Annotated in this window: 15 protein-coding genes; 10 read left to right on the top strand and 5 right to left on the bottom strand. The window is 59.9% G+C overall.

Annotated features, from left to right (window positions below; genetic code table 11):
* The first annotated feature begins 89 nt into the window (after positions 1-89).
* From ACM5SV_RS24500 to ACM5SV_RS24470, 7 genes are all read left to right on the top strand, one after another.
* Positions 90-1,052 (top strand): ABC transporter substrate-binding protein, encoded by a 963-nt coding sequence (locus tag ACM5SV_RS24500; protein ID WP_419425431.1) that lies wholly within the window; start codon positions 90-92, stop codon positions 1,050-1,052.
* A 75-nt stretch (positions 1,053-1,127) separates the two neighbouring features.
* Positions 1,128-2,018 carry an ABC transporter substrate-binding protein gene (locus ACM5SV_RS24495; protein ID WP_128406667.1) on the top strand — a complete coding sequence of 297 codons (891 nt, stop codon included), beginning with the start codon at positions 1,128-1,130 and terminating at the stop codon, positions 2,016-2,018.
* Positions 2,015-2,944: an amino acid ABC transporter permease gene (locus ACM5SV_RS24490; RefSeq protein WP_017996143.1), complete on the top strand. Its 930-nt coding sequence runs from the start codon at positions 2,015-2,017 to the stop codon at positions 2,942-2,944. The genes ACM5SV_RS24495 and ACM5SV_RS24490 overlap by 4 nt, the downstream gene beginning before the upstream one ends.
* Positions 2,941-3,720: an amino acid ABC transporter ATP-binding protein gene (locus ACM5SV_RS24485; RefSeq protein WP_017996144.1), complete on the top strand. Its 780-nt coding sequence runs from the start codon at positions 2,941-2,943 to the stop codon at positions 3,718-3,720. The genes ACM5SV_RS24490 and ACM5SV_RS24485 overlap by 4 nt, the downstream gene beginning before the upstream one ends.
* A 71-nt stretch (positions 3,721-3,791) precedes the next feature.
* Complete coding sequence (locus ACM5SV_RS24480; protein ID WP_012755700.1) at positions 3,792-4,982, top strand: M20 aminoacylase family protein; 1,191 nt, start codon at positions 3,792-3,794, stop codon at positions 4,980-4,982.
* A 118-nt stretch (positions 4,983-5,100) separates the two neighbouring features.
* Positions 5,101-5,580, top strand: coding sequence for an MEKHLA domain-containing protein (locus ACM5SV_RS24475; protein WP_012755699.1), 480 nt, complete (start codon positions 5,101-5,103; stop codon positions 5,578-5,580).
* Between the two features lie 148 nt (positions 5,581-5,728).
* Positions 5,729-7,846, top strand: a complete 2,118-nt coding sequence (locus ACM5SV_RS24470; RefSeq protein ID WP_221963594.1) for a carboxy terminal-processing peptidase — start codon at positions 5,729-5,731, stop codon at positions 7,844-7,846.
* A gap of 63 nt (positions 7,847-7,909) precedes the next feature.
* On the opposite strand, the gene ACM5SV_RS24465 is transcribed toward ACM5SV_RS24470, so the two are convergent.
* The 5 genes from ACM5SV_RS24465 to ACM5SV_RS24445 are packed head-to-tail and all read right to left on the bottom strand — an operon-like array spanning position 7,910 to position 13,298.
* A complete protein-coding gene (locus tag ACM5SV_RS24465; protein ID WP_222051618.1) occupies positions 7,910-8,935 on the bottom strand; it encodes an ABC transporter ATP-binding protein in 1,026 nt (341 codons plus the stop codon).
* Complete coding sequence (locus ACM5SV_RS24460) at positions 8,932-9,903, bottom strand: ABC transporter ATP-binding protein (RefSeq protein ID WP_222051619.1); 972 nt, start codon at positions 9,901-9,903, stop codon at positions 8,932-8,934. The genes ACM5SV_RS24465 and ACM5SV_RS24460 overlap by 4 nt, the downstream gene beginning before the upstream one ends.
* Positions 9,903-10,820: an ABC transporter permease gene (locus tag ACM5SV_RS24455; RefSeq protein ID WP_222051620.1), complete on the bottom strand. Its 918-nt coding sequence runs from the start codon at positions 10,818-10,820 to the stop codon at positions 9,903-9,905. Before ACM5SV_RS24455 ends, ACM5SV_RS24460 begins: the two co-directional genes overlap by 1 nt.
* Entirely contained in the window at positions 10,817-11,737 is a 921-nt protein-coding gene (locus tag ACM5SV_RS24450) for an ABC transporter permease (RefSeq protein WP_003562404.1), read from the bottom strand. Before ACM5SV_RS24450 ends, ACM5SV_RS24455 begins: the two co-directional genes overlap by 4 nt.
* A gap of 40 nt (positions 11,738-11,777) precedes the next feature.
* The gene (locus tag ACM5SV_RS24445) at positions 11,778-13,298 is read right to left on the bottom strand and encodes an ABC transporter substrate-binding protein (protein ID WP_003562405.1); all 1,521 of its coding nucleotides are present in this window, start codon (positions 13,296-13,298) and stop codon (positions 11,778-11,780) included.
* A 213-nt stretch (positions 13,299-13,511) separates the two neighbouring features.
* Between ACM5SV_RS24445 and ACM5SV_RS24440 the strand changes: the two genes are divergently transcribed.
* From ACM5SV_RS24440 to ACM5SV_RS24430, 3 genes are all read left to right on the top strand, one after another.
* Complete coding sequence (locus tag ACM5SV_RS24440; RefSeq protein WP_221963580.1) at positions 13,512-14,297, top strand: IclR family transcriptional regulator; 786 nt, start codon at positions 13,512-13,514, stop codon at positions 14,295-14,297.
* A gap of 70 nt (positions 14,298-14,367) precedes the next feature.
* Positions 14,368-15,090 (top strand): ribonuclease activity regulator RraA, encoded by a 723-nt coding sequence (locus ACM5SV_RS24435; RefSeq protein WP_003562407.1) that lies wholly within the window; start codon positions 14,368-14,370, stop codon positions 15,088-15,090.
* 426 nt (positions 15,091-15,516) lie between these two features.
* On the top strand, positions 15,517-16,395 hold the full coding sequence (locus ACM5SV_RS24430; RefSeq protein ID WP_003562408.1) for a DUF6030 family protein: 879 nt from the start codon (positions 15,517-15,519) through the stop codon (positions 16,393-16,395).
* Positions 16,396-16,478 lie beyond the last annotated feature (83 nt).

Genomic DNA, 16,478 nt, shown 5'->3' with positions numbered 1-16,478 from the left:
TTTAAATGTTCAATAACGTAATAACATTTGTACTATGCATTTTGAACATTTAATTTGCCGCTCGTCGAGCCATTTTAGTGAGTTTTTGCATGCCTGTGACGCTTCGCATCGCCCTCCGGGACTGGGATTACATGACACCGCTCGTCCTCGGAGATGTCAGTTCTTCCCGCCTCGATATCAAAGTGGATCGCGTCGGCACGCTGGTCTCCAGCCTCGCCGATGATGCGGCGCATGACGCCGCGGAAATGTCCTTCAGCCGCTATTCGCAGATGCGTCATGATGGCGATGATCGGGTTCTGGGCATGCCGAACTTCATCATGCGCGGCTTCCGCCATCGCTGCATCATCACCACCAAGGATAGTCCGATCCGCAAGCTCTCCGATCTGGCCGGCAAGAAGATCGGCGTGACCGGCTGGCGCGATTCCGGAAACATCTGGACCCGTGCTGCGTTGCGCCGGGAAGGCGTCGGCGTCGAGGATGCCATGTGGTATGCCGGGCGCCTGACGGAAGCTCATCCGATCGCCGACCGGCTCGATGGTTTTGGACGGCCCGGCCGTATCGAGGCTGCTCCCGGCGAGCGTCCGATGGTCGATCTGCTGCTGGATGGCGGGCTCGATGCCGTGTTCACGCCTTTCATGCCGAAGGGTTTCTTCGATCAGGAATCGCCGCTCCGCCAGGTGCTGGATGATTTCCGCGCCGCTGAGGTCACCTACTTCCACGAGGTTGGCTATATCCCGGGCATGCATCTGATCGGCTTCAAGGCTGATATCGTCAGGGAGAATCCCTGGATCATGGATGAACTCAGCGAGCTGATCGACGAGTCCCAGCGTCTGTGGCTGGAAAAGCGTGAGAAATACGCCGACACCACGCCCTGGATGATCGACGAACTGCGCCGCTGCGCGGCCGACCTGCCGCCGAACTGGAACATCAGCGGGCTTGCCGAGAACGAGGCAATGATCGCCGATTTTGCCGAAGAACTTTACGAACAGAAAGTCATGCCGCGCCTTTTGACGCCCGCCGAGTTGTTTCCGTGGCACGCCAAGGCGCGATGAACAAGGCCTGGGGAAACTCTTCGCAGGCCTCATCGTTGAATCACGATTTTCGCAAACCAAAAAAAGGGGAATGACATGCACTCGAAACTGATCGCTTCCGCCGCCCTGCTGGGTCTGATGATGACGACTTCGGTCTTCGCTGAGGAAACGGCCATACCAAAACAGACCGTCAACGACGCGCTTCGCGCCCGCCTGCCGGAGAAGATCCGCACGGACGGCAAGATGATCTCCGTCAACAACGGTTCCTTTCCGCCCTATGAAATCGTCACCGGCACGAAATTGACCGGCGCCAGCGCCGACCTGACCGATGCGATCGGCCAGATGCTCGGCGTCGAGATCGAGCACGAAACCGTCAGTGGACTGACCGCATTGCTCGCCGGCATCAATTCCGGCCGATACCAGTTCGCCTTCGGCCCGATCGGTGACTTCAAAACCCGTGAAGAGGCCAATGATTTCGTCGACTGGGTTCAGGAATACGTGGTCTTCTCCGTCCAGAAGGGCAATCCGAAGGCCATCGGTTCGCTCGACAGCGCCTGCGGCAATCGCATTGCTGTCATGGCCGGCGGCTCCGCCGAAAAGGTGATCCAGGCCCAGGTCGAAAAGTGCAAGACGGACGGCAAGCCTGCGGTCGAAGTGCAGTCCTATACCGACCAGCCGAGCTCTATCCTGGCGGTCCGCTCCAAACGCGCCGACGCCTTCTTCTCCTCGCAGGCACCCTTGACCTATTTCGTGTCTCAGGCAAACGGCCAGTTGGAATTGAGCGGCGTCGGCCAGAAGAATGGCTTCGACGACCTCTATCAGGGCGCCGTGGTGCCGAAGGGCTCGCCGCTCGGCCCCGTTCTGCTCGACTCGATCAAGGCGTTGATGGATAACGGCGCCTATGCCGCCATCATGAAAAAGTGGGGTCTTGAGAACAACATGATCAAGCAGCCCGGTCTCAATCTTGGTGGAGCCCTGCCGAAATGAGCAATGACCGCACGACTGCCGCATCGCCGTCTGGCGGTGCGGACTTCCGGGATGTTGCCCATGCCCACAAGCCCTTTCCAACGGGCCGGCTCCTCTTGTGGGTGGCAGTGCTCCTGATTGCCGCAAACTTCCTGTGGATCGTCGCCCACAACGAGAATTTCGGCTGGCCTGTCGTCGCGGCTTATTTCTTCGATCCGACTGTTATCAACGGCCTTTACGTCAGCCTGGGCCTGACGGTGGTCGCGATGGCCATCGGCATCGTGCTCGGCCTCGGACTGGCGATCGCCCGGCTGTCGAATGACCGGCTCGCTCGGTCGCTGGCATCGCTGTTCATCTGGTTCTTTCGCGGCACGCCGCTCCTGGTGCAACTGATCTTCTGGTACAACCTCTCGACCCTCTTTCCCGAACTTTCGATCACCATTCCGTTCGGCCCGACGCTCGCCAGCTGGGAGACCAATTCGGTGATTACGCCGATGACGGCGGCGATCGTCGGCCTGGCCTTGAACGAAGCGGCCTACATGGCGGAGATCATTCGTGGCGGCCTGCTCTCGGTCGATCGTGGCCAGTTCGAGACGGCGGAAGCCTTCGGCATGACCAAGGCGAGGGCGCTGTGGCGGATTATCATTCCTCAGGCGATGCGCTCGATCGTGCCGCCGACGGGCAACCAGCTGATCAGCATGATCAAGGCAACCTCGCTCGTCAGCGTCATCGCCATGGCCGATCTGCTCTATTCCGTCCAGTCGATCTATAATCGCACCTTCGAGATCGTCCCGATGCTGCTGGTCGCGGTCCTCTGGTACTTGCTTATCACCTCCATCCTCAATCTCGGCCAGAGCTATATCGAGGCCTATTACGGCCGCAGCGAACGGCGCAACAACACCGCTGCCGCCAAATCCGAGACCCTTACCGAGGAGGCAAGCCATTGACCGGTGCCGAAATTGCAAAGCCCCTCGTCAGAGCCCGCAACGTCCACAAGTCCTTCGACCAGCTCGAAGTGCTGAAGGGGATCGACCTCGACGTCATGCCGGGTGAAGTCGTCGTCGTGCTCGGCCCGTCCGGGTCGGGAAAATCGACCTTCCTGCGCTGCATCAACCATCTCGAAGCGATCAATAAGGGGTTTATCGAAGTCGATGGCGAGCAGATCGGCTACCGTCTCCGCAAGGACCGGCTGGAAAAGCTGTCGAGCAACGGGATCGCCAGCCAGCGGCGCAAGATTGGCATGGTGTTCCAGCAATTCAATCTCTATCCGCATATGACGGTGCTGCAGAACATCGTCGAGGCCCCGATCGGCGTGCACGGAGAAAGTCGTAAGGCCGCGACCGAGAACGCCATGCGGCTTTTGGAGCGGGTCGGCCTATCGGAAAAGGCGGGTAGCTATCCCCGCCAGCTCTCCGGCGGCCAGCAGCAGCGCGTCGCCATCGCCCGCGCCCTGGCGATCAAGCCGAAGCTGATGCTGTTCGATGAGCCTACTTCGGCGCTCGACCCAGAACTCGTCGGCGAAGTGCTGGCCACCATGCGCGATCTCGCCAAACAGGGCCTGACGATGATCGTCGTGACCCACGAGATCGGTTTCGCCCGTGAGGCGGCCGATCGGGTGGTGTTCATGGACGGCGGCAATGTCGTCGAAATGGGCAAGCCCGAGGATGTCATCGGCAATCCACAACATCCCCGGACCCAGGCTTTTCTCGCCCGTTTTCTCTGACCGGTGTCAGCTCGCTGCTTCGACCCTCGGGCCGGAGCAATCGTCCTTTTCGACCAATACTGGATGTTTTCATGCCCACGCTCGACAATGCCTATGCCCGCCTTTCCGATTTCGAAGCCATGGAGGCGGAGCTGAAGGCGACCCGCCAGCACCTGCATGCCCATCCGGAACTCTCCTTCGAGGAAGCGGAAACAGCGCGTTTTGTCGCGGAAAAGCTGGAAGGCTGGGGTTATGACGTGACCCGCAATGTCGGCGGTCACGGCGTTGTCGCCCGCCTCAGCGCCGGCAAGGGCAGCAAGGGCATCGCCATCCGCGCCGATATGGATGCGCTGCCGATCGTCGAGGCAACCGGACTTGCCTATGCCAGCGGCACCCCCGGCAAGATGCACGCCTGCGGCCATGACGGCCACACGACCGTGCTGCTCGGCGCCGCCGAATATCTGGCCCGTACCCGCCGCTTCAGCGGCACGGTGACGTTGATCTTCCAGCCTGCTGAAGAGGCGAGCAAGAATAGCGGCGCTCAGGCAATGATCGCCGACGGCCTGTTCGAACGGTTCCCGTTCGACGCCATCTTCGGCCTCCACAACCATCCCGGCGCTCCGGAAGGCACCATCCTGCTGCGATCCGGCCCAATGATGGCGGCGTCGGACACCGTCGAGATTACCATCAAGGGCAAAGGCGGCCATGCCTCGCGGCCGCACCTGACCATCGATCCCGTGGTCGTGGCGTGCAACCTCGTCGTCTCGCTGCAGACGATCATCTCGCGCAACCTCGACCCGACCCAGACGGCGGTCATCACTGTCGGCACGATCCATGCCGGCGATGCCGTCAACGTCATTCCTGAGTATGCCAAGCTCGCATTGAGCGTGCGCTCCTTCGAGCCTGGCATTCGCGACCTCCTGCAGGAACGCATCACCAAGCTCGCCCGTTCGGTATCGGACGGTCATGGTGCTTCGATCGAGATCAACTACGATCGCGGCAATCCTGTCGTCGTCAATTCGCCCGATGAGACAGATTTTGCCCGGATCGTCGCGGCGGAACTGGTCGGCGAAGACAAGGTCGCGACCTGCCCGCTCATTCCCGGCAGCGAGGATTTCTCGCACTTTCTCGAGCACAAGCCGGGCAGCTTCCTGCGTCTCGGCAACGGCATGAATTCCGCCATCCTGCATAGTCCCAAATATGATTTCGCCGATGCCAGCCTCACGGTTGGCGCAGCCATGTGGGCAAGGCTCGCGGAACGCTACCTCCAGGATGACGCCTGAAGTCCCGGTCGCCAGCTTGACCGCGTCGCATTTGGAGCTTGCGCTTTCTGTAGCGCAAAAGGATTTTGTAGCGAGAACATCAGTTCAACATCTCTCGCCGCAATCCAGGATGCGCAGCATGATTGCCAACTACAACGACGCCGGACTCGACCTGTCTTACGATCTCGAATTTTACGCATTGATGGCGGAAAGCTTCGAACGAAGCGTGGGACGCCGCCTGACGCCGGAAGGCCAGGGTGCCGAATGGCTGTATGACCACTCGCCGGCGGTGGTCCTTGCTCACAATACCGACGCCGATCCGCGCTTTATCTACGCAAACCGCGCCGCCCAGGCCTGTTTTGAATATTCATGGGACGAGTTCATCACTTTGCCATCGCGCCTTTCGGCGGAGGCACCCGATCGCGCGGAACGTGACAGGCTGTTGAATACCGTGGCGGCCAACGGCTTTATCGCCGACTACCGCGGACTTCGCATTGCCAAGTCAGGGCGGCGTTTCTATATCGAGAACGCCATCGTCTGGGATCTCGTCGACCGCATCGGATGCCGTCGCGGTCAAGCTGCGACATTCGATTCCTGGAAAGACGTGCAGGCGGATTGAGCGTCGGCTACGGAGACGCCGACCACGCGCGGATATGTTTCCGCCACTTTGCAAACCATGTCGTTTGCCATTTGGTTGCCAAAAAACCATGATTGCGTCACATAGATCGCACATCGACACTCGGCATCAAGAATTGGATCAACGCTGAATGCGCATAGCCTACGTTTTCCTTGGTGCATTTCTTGCAATTGCACAGTCCGCATATGCTGAAGTCGCATCACCGCCTGTTTTGGCGCCGCTAAAGCGACAAGCGCAGGCCGCTGAGTTGAGCGCACAATTTCTTTCGCGGTATAGCTACAAGCCCGTTCCACTCGACGACGCCTTGTCGGCCAGGATCATGGATCAGTTCATCAAGTCACTTGATCCGGACCGCATGCTCTTCCTGCAAGCGGACATCGACAAGTTCATGTCCGATCGCAGCGAGATCGACGATGCGATAGAACGGAAGGACTTGAAGATCCCGTTTGCGATTTTCAACGCCTATGAACAGCGCGTTGTCGACCGCATGAACTATGCGCGCAGCCTGCTGAAGCAGGACTTCGATTTCAGTACGCAGGAAAATTATTCGGTGCTGCGCGATAAAGCGCCGTGGTCGCAGTCGAAAGCCGAGAGCAATGAGCTTTGGCGCAAGCGCGTCAAGAGCGACTGGTTGCGGTTGAAACTCGGCGGCAAAAACGACGCGGCCATCCGCGAAACGCTCGACAAACGTTATGAGAACATACTCGAGCGCGCTTACAAGTTTAAAAGCGACGACGTTTTCCAGTCGTTCATGGATGCCTATTCAACGTCGATCGATCCGCACACGGACTATTTCGGCGCGGCCGCTTCAGCCGACTTCAATGTCTCGATGAAGCTTTCGCTGTTTGGTATCGGTGCCGTGCTGCAGGAACGCGACGACTACACGACGATCCGTGAGCTCGTGCCTGGCGGGCCGGCGCAGCTTTCCGGCAAGCTCGCGGTCGGAGACCGCATTACGGGCGTTGGTCAAGGCAAGGATGGGGCGATCAAAGAAGTGGTGGGCACGCGCCTTGATGAAGTCGTGCAGATGATACGCGGAAAAAAAGACTCCGTCGTGCGGCTGGATATCCTGCCGGCAGATGCCGGAGCAGATGGCACGCATCGCGTCATCAGCCTGGTGCGCGATAAAATCAGTCTCGACAAGCAGGCTGCCAGGAAGACTGTGCTGTCCGTGAAGGCGGGCGACGCCACGCGAAAAATCGGGATCATCACGCTGCCGGTATTCTATGAGGATTTTGAAGCCAAGCGCAAAGGTGACCAGGATTACAAAAGCGCAAGCCGCGATGTCGCCAAGCTTCTCGACGAACTGAAGGAAGAAAAGGTCGACAGCGTTCTCATTGACCTGCGCAACAATGGCGGCGGTTCATTGGACGAGGCGATTGATTTGACCGGTCTCTTCATCGGCAATGGACCGGTCGTTCAGCAACGCGGCAGCGACGGCAAGATCGAGGTCAAAAGCGCTGAGCTTGCAGCGCCTGTCTGGGCAGGCCCGATGGGTGTCCTGATCAATCGCGGCTCGGCGTCGGCTTCAGAGATTTTTGCCGCGGCCATCCAGGATTATGGTCGAGGCGTGATCGTCGGCGAACCCAGTTTCGGGAAGGGCACCGTTCAGACCGTCGTCGACCTTGACCAGATCGTCCGCAACAGCAAGCCTGAGTTCGGGGAGCTGAAAGTGACGATTGCCCAGTTTTTCCGGGTCAACGGCGGTACGACGCAGCTGCGCGGCGTGACGCCTGATATCAGCTTACCGGGACTTTCCGATCCCACGAGCTTCGGCGAGACCAGTTATGACAATGCGCTGCCGTGGGCGCAGATCAAGCCCGCGAATTACACGCCCTCCGACACTGTCTCGACGTTGCTGCCGACATTGCAAAGCCGCCATGATGCGCGGGCTGGAAGCGATCCGGATTTCCAACGCTTGTTAAAAGACCTTGCCGACCTCAAGGCACAGCGCGAGAAAGGGGTTATCTCCCTCAATGAAGCGGAACGTCGCAAAGAAGCGACGGCTCGAGAGAAACGGTTCAAGGATCGAGCGCAAGTGAGCGATGGCGAGGATCCGGGTGGAGATGATGGTCTGGAGGCAGGCGAGCGCAGCCTGAGCGCTGATATTGCCATCGAGAATGCTCGCAAGAACGCAAAGGACGTCCTGCTCGATGAAGCCGCCGCCATTCTTGCCGACGAGGCGGATTTGCAGCAAGGCGCGCTAAAGGCAGCCACAAAACAAACGGGAAACACGAACGGAAAATAATCGTCGTTGACCGGCGCAACGGTTGCGCAGCTTTGCGATCACCTTGGCATAATGGGCCTGGCTTCAGGTCCCTTCAAGGCGAGGGACCCATGCAGTGTCCAATTCAGGCGCTGTGTTGGCGATTTCCGGATCGGCGTGATGACAGGCGGTCAGAAGACCTGGGGCCGCCGTTCGCGTGGTCAGGGCAGGCTCCTGTTCTGCACAGATCGACGTCGCTTTCCAGCAACGCGTTCGAAAACGGCATCCGCTGGGCGGATTTGCGGGGCTCGGCAGATCTCCCTGCAGAACGATACGCTTGCGCTGCGCACGACGCCTCGGATCCGGTGTCGGGACCGCCGACATCAGTGCCTGCGTGTAGGGATGGGCCGCAGCGCTGAAGATCGATTGCTTTGGCCCCGTTTCGATGATCTTGCCGAGATACATGACCATCACACGGTCCGAGACATGCCGCACAACGGCGAGATCATGCGCGACAAACAGCATCGCCAGATTGCGCTCGCGCCTCAATCCGGCCAGCAGGTTGATCACTTGCGCCTGCACCGAGACGTCGAGGGCCGAGATAGGCTCGTCGCAGACAAGAAGTGTCGGATTGAGGGCGAGAGCGCGGGCAATGCCAAGGCGCTGCCGCTGGCCGCCTGAGAATTCCGCGGGATAACGCTCCGCATGCTCGGCGCGCAGCCCGACGGATTCGAGCAGCTTGACCGTCTCTTCACGCCAGTTGCTCTTGGGCACGACCCCCGGGTGCAACGCCCAGGGTTCAGAAATCAGCCGATCGACCCGCATGCGGGGATTGAGCGACTGGTAAGGATCCTGGAAAACGACCTGCATCTTGCGGCGCAATTCATGCAGCCGCCGGCCACTGGCTGTCGTAATGTCCACACCGTCAAGCAAAGCGCTGCCGCTTGTTGCCGGTCCAAGCTTCAAGAGCGTCCGAACCAGCGAGGTTTTGCCGCAACCGCTTTCGCCGACGAGGCCGAGCGTCTCTCCACTGGCAATCTCGAAGCTGACATCGTCGACGGCACGCACCGGCGCCGAGGCACTGCCGAAGTGCCGGGAAAGGTTTTGGACCTTGAGCAGAGGTTCGATCATGCTGGTGATACCGGGAAGTGGCAGGCGGCCTGGCGGCCCGGCCCTACGGTTTCAAGAGAGGGGACGACCTCCGCACAGAGCCCTTCGGCGCGTGGACAGCGCGTTCTGAATGCGCAGCCGGAAGGCAGGGCGACAGGATTGGGCGCGGAGCCGGGGATCGGCACCAATTCGTCTTCATCCGTGTCCATGCGCGGCTGCGAGGCAAGCAATCCGACGCTGTAGGGATGGCGGGCATCTTCGAACAGTTCGAAGACGCTTGCGGTTTCGACGACGCGGCCGGCATACATGACGGCAACGCGATCGGCGAGTTCGGCGACGACGCCGAGATCATGGGTAATGAAGATCATGCCGGCATCGCTGCGTTTGCGGATAGTCTCCAGAAGATCAACCACCTGCGCCTGGATCGTCACGTCGAGCGCCGTCGTCGGCTCGTCTGCGATGATGACATCCGGTTCCAGTGCCACGGCCATGGCGATCATGATGCGTTGGCGCATGCCGCCCGAAAACTCATGCGGATATTGTCTGGCGCGGCTTTCAGGGTCGGGAATGCCGATGGCCGTCAAAAGGTCGATCACGGCTTTTTCGACACCGCCTTCCGAAGTGCGGCCGTGGATGTGGAACATTTCGGCGATCTGCCAACCCACGGAATAGACCGGGTTGAGCGCTGCGAGCGCATCCTGAAAGATCAGGGCGATCCGGTCGCCGCAGAGATCGCGCCGCTCGTTTCGCGAGAGCTGCAACAGCTCGACACCGTCGAAACGGATCGATCCTTGACTGATTTCGCCCGGCGGGTTGGGAACGAGATCCATGATGGCCGATGCGGTCACCGACTTGCCGGAGCCGCTTTCGCCGAGCAGCGCCAGGACCTCTCCGCGCTCGAGCGAGAAGGAAACGCCGTTGAGCGCCAGGATGCGGCCGGCTGCCGTATCGAAACTGACCTGCAAGTCCTTGACTTCGAGAAGAGCCATCAGCGCCTCCGGCTGACAAGACGCCAGTGCTGCGACGGGTCATTGATGATCCGGAACCAGTTGGCGAGGAGATTGAAGGACATGGTCGTGAGCATCACAGCCAGGCCGGGGAAAAAACCCAGCCACCAGGCGGATGACAGATATCCCTGGCCCTGCGCCACCATCAGGCCCCAGCTCACGGCCGGCGGCTGGATGCCGAGGCCGAGATAGCTCAGCCCGGATTCGAACAGCATGACCATGGCGAGATTGACCGAGGCGAGCGTCAGCATCGTGGGAGCGACGCTTGGGAGAATGTGATTGCGCAATATCCAGACAGGCCCGCCGCCAAAGACGCGCGCCGCATCAACGAAAAGCCTCTCCCGGACTTCGAGAGTTTCGGCTCGTGCGACGCGGATATAGGCCGGCATACGGGTAACGGCGAGCACGATGATGAGGTTACCGACGCTCGGGCCGAACAGGTAGAGCCCGAAGAGCGCCACCAGCAGTGTCGGGAAACCTAGAATGATGTCGCAGATCCGCATGACAAGGTTGCCGATGATGCCACCGAAGTAACCGGCGATCACGCCGAGCAGCGTTCCGCCGATCAGGCTCGTCAGAACGGTCACCAGCGCTATGCCGATCGTCGTCGCTGCCGCCTGAATGAGGCGAACGAGGAGCGGACGCCCGAGAGCGTCGGCGCCCAGCCACAAGGTCCAGGACTGGCCGAAGTCGAAGGGCGGCAGGTTGCGCGCCTTTAGCGAAATGCGGTTTTCGCCCAGCAGCGACGATGCATCCGCAAGAATGGCAAGGACGACGATCAGCAGCCAAATTGTCGCTGCGACCGCCATAGGGTCACCCGCGAGCGCACGCATGAACCACAAGATGCGGCGGCTTCGGCGCTCGCGGGCAGGGAGGACGTCGGCGGAGGTGCTGGTCATTCGACCCTCACACGCGGATCGATCGATGCATAGAGCATATCGACCAGGATATTGATGACGAAGATAACGACGGCGACCGCGAAGATCGATGCCTGGACGATCGCGAAATCGCGCTTCAGGATGCCGTCGATCAGCAGCTTGCCGATGCCGGGAAACCCGAAAACAACCTCGACGACGCCACCGCCGCCGGCGAACTGGGCGGCGAGGTCACCGGTCACGGTCACCGCGGGCAGGAGGGCATTGCGCAGCGCATGCACGAAGGTAACCCGGCCGCCGCGCGCGCCCTTGGCCCGCGCAGTCCGGACAAATGTCGCGTTCAGTGCTTCGATCATCGAGCCGCGGACGATCTGCACCAGCGTCCCGAACGGTCTGGCAAAAAGACAGGCAACCGGCAGGATCCAATAGATCGGACCGCCGAAACCCGATGTCGGCAGAATGCGCAAGGTGACGGCAAATAGCAGAACGCCCATCAGCCCGAGCCAGAAATCCGGCACGCTGGCCGCTGCCTGCGACAGCACGTTGATGGCCCGGTCGATCCAACCGCCGGCATTGACAGCGGCAATTGATCCGATGATGACGGCGGCGATGAAGGCCAGGGTCAAGGCAATGGCACCGAGCGCCAGCGTGTTCGGCAGCGCCTCCAGGACAACGTCCATGGCCGGGCGGTTGTGCCAAAGCGACGTGCCGAAATCGAGGCTCAGCATATCCCCGGCCCAATCGAGGAATTGCCACGGGAGGGAACGATCGAGGCCGAGACGGACGCGCATGGCTTCGCGGGCGGCATCCGAGGCATCGACGGGCAGGTAGAGATTGACGGGATCGCCCGTCAACCGCACGAGGAAGAAGGCGGACGTCATCAATGCTGCAAGGGCGAGTGCCGCAAAGGCCGCACGTTTCAGGAAGTAGGTGAAGGACATCCGCTCTCCTCAAGGGACGTTCGGCAACCAGTCTGCGCCGTCAGCGGTAGCTGATCGATTTAAGCTTGATCTCGTTGCCGGCCTGCACATCGGGCGTGTAGGTGACGTTCTCGGCGACGCGGGCAATCGTGACCATGTGGAACAGCGGCACGATATTGACCGCATCGACGGCGATGTAGCTGAAGGCCTCCTCGAACAGTTTCTTGCGTTCGTCGCCGGTTGCCTTCGACGCGTCGGCAATCAATGTGTCGAGTTTGGCATCGGCGATGGTCGACTGGTTGCCGTCGGTGGTAAAACGGTTCGGCAGCGTGAATACGGCGTCGCCTTCGGTGTTGTCGATCTGCGTCTGCAGGATCGACGGCTGACGTTCCTTGTCCCAGGGCTTAAGAAGCTTCTTCAGCCACGGGCTTGTTTCAAGCATTTCGAGCCGGGCATTGAAACCTGCATCCGCGAGCATCGCCTGAATGGCTTCCAGGCTTTCGGACGAATTGGGATAGATGCCGATGCGGCCGTAGATGACGATTTCCTTGTCAACCGGCACGCCATCGGCTTTCGCCGCGGCGAGCAGGGACTTCGCTTTTTCGAGATCATACGTCCAGACGGGGATGTCGGGATTGAAGCCGAAGACGGACGGCGGCACCGCCTGCATCGCCTTTTGGGCATCCTGGTGGAAGATGGTGCCGACAAGTCCGTCCCGGTCGATCGCAAGATTAAGGGCTTCGCGCACGCGTTTGTCGTTGAGTGGCGCAATTTCTGCGTCGATCCTCAGCAGCGAGGTTTCGGCGTTCGGGAAGGCATGATCCTGTTCCGTCGTGCCGTCCTGGGGTGCTATTTCATAGGCGATCTGCGCTTCACCGGTGGCGACCATTGCCGCGCGAACAGCGGATTCGGCGCGCCAGATGATGGTCGCGTTCTTGATCGCCGGCTTGTCGCCCCAATAGCCGTCATAGGCCACGAGGTCGACCGATTGCCCGGGCGTCCACGCTGCAAGCTTGTAAGGTCCGGTTCCGGCCGGGGAGCGCGACTTGCCGTCGTTCGGGGTCGCCGGCGAACCGATGTCCACGGCGGACATCTTGTTCGGCAGGATCGGCTCGACGATATCCGTTTTGATGAGGAGGGTGGTGGGGTTCACCGCTTCTGCATTGAACTTGACGCCCTTCAGCGTCGCAAGTCCGACTTCGCAGGCCAGTGCCGGATCCTGCGCCCGCTTGAGAGCGGCAACGACTGCACTGGCATCAAACGCCTTGCCGTCGTGGAAGGTGACGTCGTCGCGGAGCTTGAATTCCCAGGTCAGCTCGTCCACTTGCCGCCAGCTGGCGGCAAGGCTCGGGACGACCGATCCGTCGGCCGGGCTCAGATTGACCAGCGCTTCGGTGATGTTGTTGTGCAGAATGCGAGAATTGCCCGAAAGGTCGGTGTCACAGGGATCGAGCGACTTCGGTTCGTCGGTCACCACGACCGTCAGCTTATCCGAGGCAGCGTCGGCGCGAATTGCGCTGCCCGGACCCAGCAGAAATGCCAGTCCGATGCTCAGCGCACCAATTGCCTTCATCTTCTTCATGAAATCCCTCCTCCAGACCAAACGAGCGGCATCCTGTCCATCGCAGTGCCGTCTTGTGAAAACCACCCGGTTGAGCACCGCCGCAGCGGTTATCCAAATGGCTTTACTTCCTCCGCCAAGCGCGTAGTGTCAAATGTGACACTTACGCCGCCAAGCATGCTCGCTCGGTCCGGAGAAGTCAATATTATAATTCTCATATGGAATTCTAAGTTCATGATTGAACCAAAGCATGGCTCACCCATCGTCGAAAAGACCGCCCACCTGCTCGAGGCAGTCGCCGATGCGAGGACGGGAATTTCCCTGGCCGCGCTGGTTGATCAGCTTGGAGTTCCGCGTTCGACCGTCTACCGGATCCTCAATTCATTGGCCGCGCATGGGCTTGTGGCGCGGGTGAATGGTGGAGCGTCCTACGAGCTGGGGCCAAAATTCGTCGAGCTTGCGCGCCGCATCTCGCCTGGCGCCGACAGGGCAACGGTGATCGAGGCGGCAAGGCCGATCCTGACGGCTGCGGCTGACCGCATTTTCGAATCCTTCAGGCTGGCCGCCCCCGAAGGCAACGAGATGATGACGATATTTGCAGCCTCCAGTCCCGGCGATTATTCGCTCTTCATCAAGGTCGGCAGTCGCTCGCCTAAACATGTCGGCGCCGCCGGCAAGCTCGCGCTTGCCTATTCAGACTACGGTGACATCGAGGCCTATTGCAGCGTCGGACTGGAGGGAAAGACGCCATATACGATTACCGATCCGGAGGCGCTAAAGGAAGCACTCGTTGAAATTCGGCGCAATGGATGCGCTGAGGACAACCAGGAATCCAACCTTGGCCTCCGGGCCTTTGCCGCGCCTGTCTTCGATTCCGAGGGTCGACTTGTGGCAACGATCAGCGTCCCGTTTATCGGTGAAGCCACCCCAGACAGGGCGCGCGCAATCAAGCGCGAGGTTGTGGAGGGTGCCGCCATCTTGACAAAGGCGATTAATGGCAAACAGCCTTTACCCAAATAAGAAACATAAAATTCTCTATTGAACTCTCTATTCCTTGTGCTAGAGCTTCCACCGGACAATGGAGGATCTCATGACGGTTTTGGACCCATCAGTTTACGCAAAGCTTTTGCGGACGAATTCTGCAAGTCTCAGCACCCTGTTGCTGAAGCGTGGCTTGAAGAACACCGCGGTTCGCGGCGTGCGGCCGCTGGCGAGCGCCGGCAGGCCGATGATCGGCCCAGCCGTCACCGTACGCTACATCCCCGCGCGCGAAGATATCGACGGTTCGACTTACAGTTCGGATCCATCCAATCAACAGCGCAAGGCCATCGATACGATCCCCGACGGCCATGTTCTCGTCTTGGATTGCCGCTCCTTGGCGGAAGTCGCCGGCATTGGCGCCATGCTCGCCCGTCGTCTCGTCTATCGTGGCGCCGTCGGTCTTGTGCTCGACGGCGGCGTCCGCGATACGGCCGATATCGCGCAGTTGGGCCTCCCGACCTACTGCATGGGACCGGCAGCGCCGGCGAACCTGGTTGCCCACCACGCCTCGGACATGAACCAGCCAATCGCCTGCGGCGGCGTTGCCGTTTACCCCGATGACATCATCTTCGGCGACAGCGAAGCGGTGATCGTTATTCCGCGGGAATATGTCGACGACATTGCCGAAGAAGCCGTCGCGATGGAGGAGCAGGAAGAGTTTCTCAAGCTGGAAATCGAATCAGGCAAATCGACCTTGGGCGTATACCCGCCCAACAAGGAGACCCTGGAGCGTTATCAGGCCTGGCGCCAAGCGCGTCATATGACCGCATGACACCATTGCTTCAAAGCATTGTCTAAGGCTGCGTCTGCTCGCAGACTAACCCCTGCGTTGCTTCTTGTGAAACGCTCGACGTTGCTGCCGACATTGCAAAGCCGCCACGTGAATATTAGGGGACGAGCGCCATCCACTGGGGTTGATGCTTGACGCTCCACTCACGCGACTTCACACTTGCAGCGTCGAAGGTGAGTCGGACAGACTGTACCGTTTTTCGCATCCGTTGCTCATCTCAGGGGGAGTCGTCAGCAGAGCTGATTGGTCAACGCGCCGACCGACACCGGTTGGTCGCAAATAGGATCAAGAGTGATTGAGCTCGAACTCACAGCCGCTCCTGTTTGCTTGTGAGGTCGCGCCGTGGATAAAGTGCCATCAGCAGTCGATCCTCCTCGAGACAGCCCGCCTTGGCACCGGAATTTCCCAATGCCGAGGAACCGCTGGTCCCTGCTTTGGCCAGGGCTTTTGATATTAATTTTGCTTCTTGCAGGCACCGTCGTTTTTTACCGTGAAATCCATCACCTCGAAGATCCGGTCGGCCCCTTCGAAAATCGAACTGTCAATAAGGCTGCCCGATCATCTCGCATCGCCGCCCGCCCTGATCCAGCGGCTCCTTCTCCCCTCCCGTCGACGCCGATACCGCTGCAGCTGATCGAGGTCCCGAAGCTGGAGTTGGCAAGTCAGTTTCTGCGGATGTGGCGCGTCTCGGGGTCGAACTTTTGCGCTGCTCTTCGAGAAGCCGGCGTCGATATGAGCGAATGGAAAGCCGCATCGATGCGCAATCGCAGCTTTGAGTGTTATTTTCAGCGGATCTACGAACGCGACGAGGTGCGTCCACTCAGCTCGACCTTCGTTAAGGTTCGTGGAGATGAAATGGGCGATATTCTTGAGATCCGCGCCAAGATCATCGGGCCGACGACCGACGCCCAGGGACGTCTCTCCCCGGCCATCCTTCACATTTTCGAGATCATCGTGAAGCAGGCGTGCTGGCGTGATTTCGAGGATACTCTTGCCTCGATCCGAAACCTTCAAAACGTTGAATCCGAACGATTCGGCTCCTATCTCAGCTTCACGCGCGAGGCCGGCGGCGCAAATATCTTCAATTTTGTTCTTGGTCTTAAGGCGACTTCAAATTCGCAGGTGAAGACCAAGTCGTATTTTTCGACTGAGCGCTGGCTCCAAATGCCCGCAGTGCTCCGGCGAGCTTCCTCGTCAGGGAGCGCTCGGGAACGTCCATATCAGCCAGCGCTCGATGACGGCTCAAGCACCCGTCACGGTCAGAGGTCAAGCTGGAACTGCGGCTGAAGCCGCCGAACGCATGGACAGCCCCGGAAAAGAACATATCTTCGAAGGACCTTCCTTTCTGGAAGTCTCAAACCAAACAGCAC

Source organism: Rhizobium sp. CRRU65 (assembly GCF_048551595.1).
Lineage (GTDB): Bacteria > Pseudomonadota > Alphaproteobacteria > Rhizobiales > Rhizobiaceae > Rhizobium > Rhizobium leguminosarum_J.
Note: the sequence above shows the minus strand (reverse complement) of the source record. Positions and strands in the feature narration are given on the sequence as shown.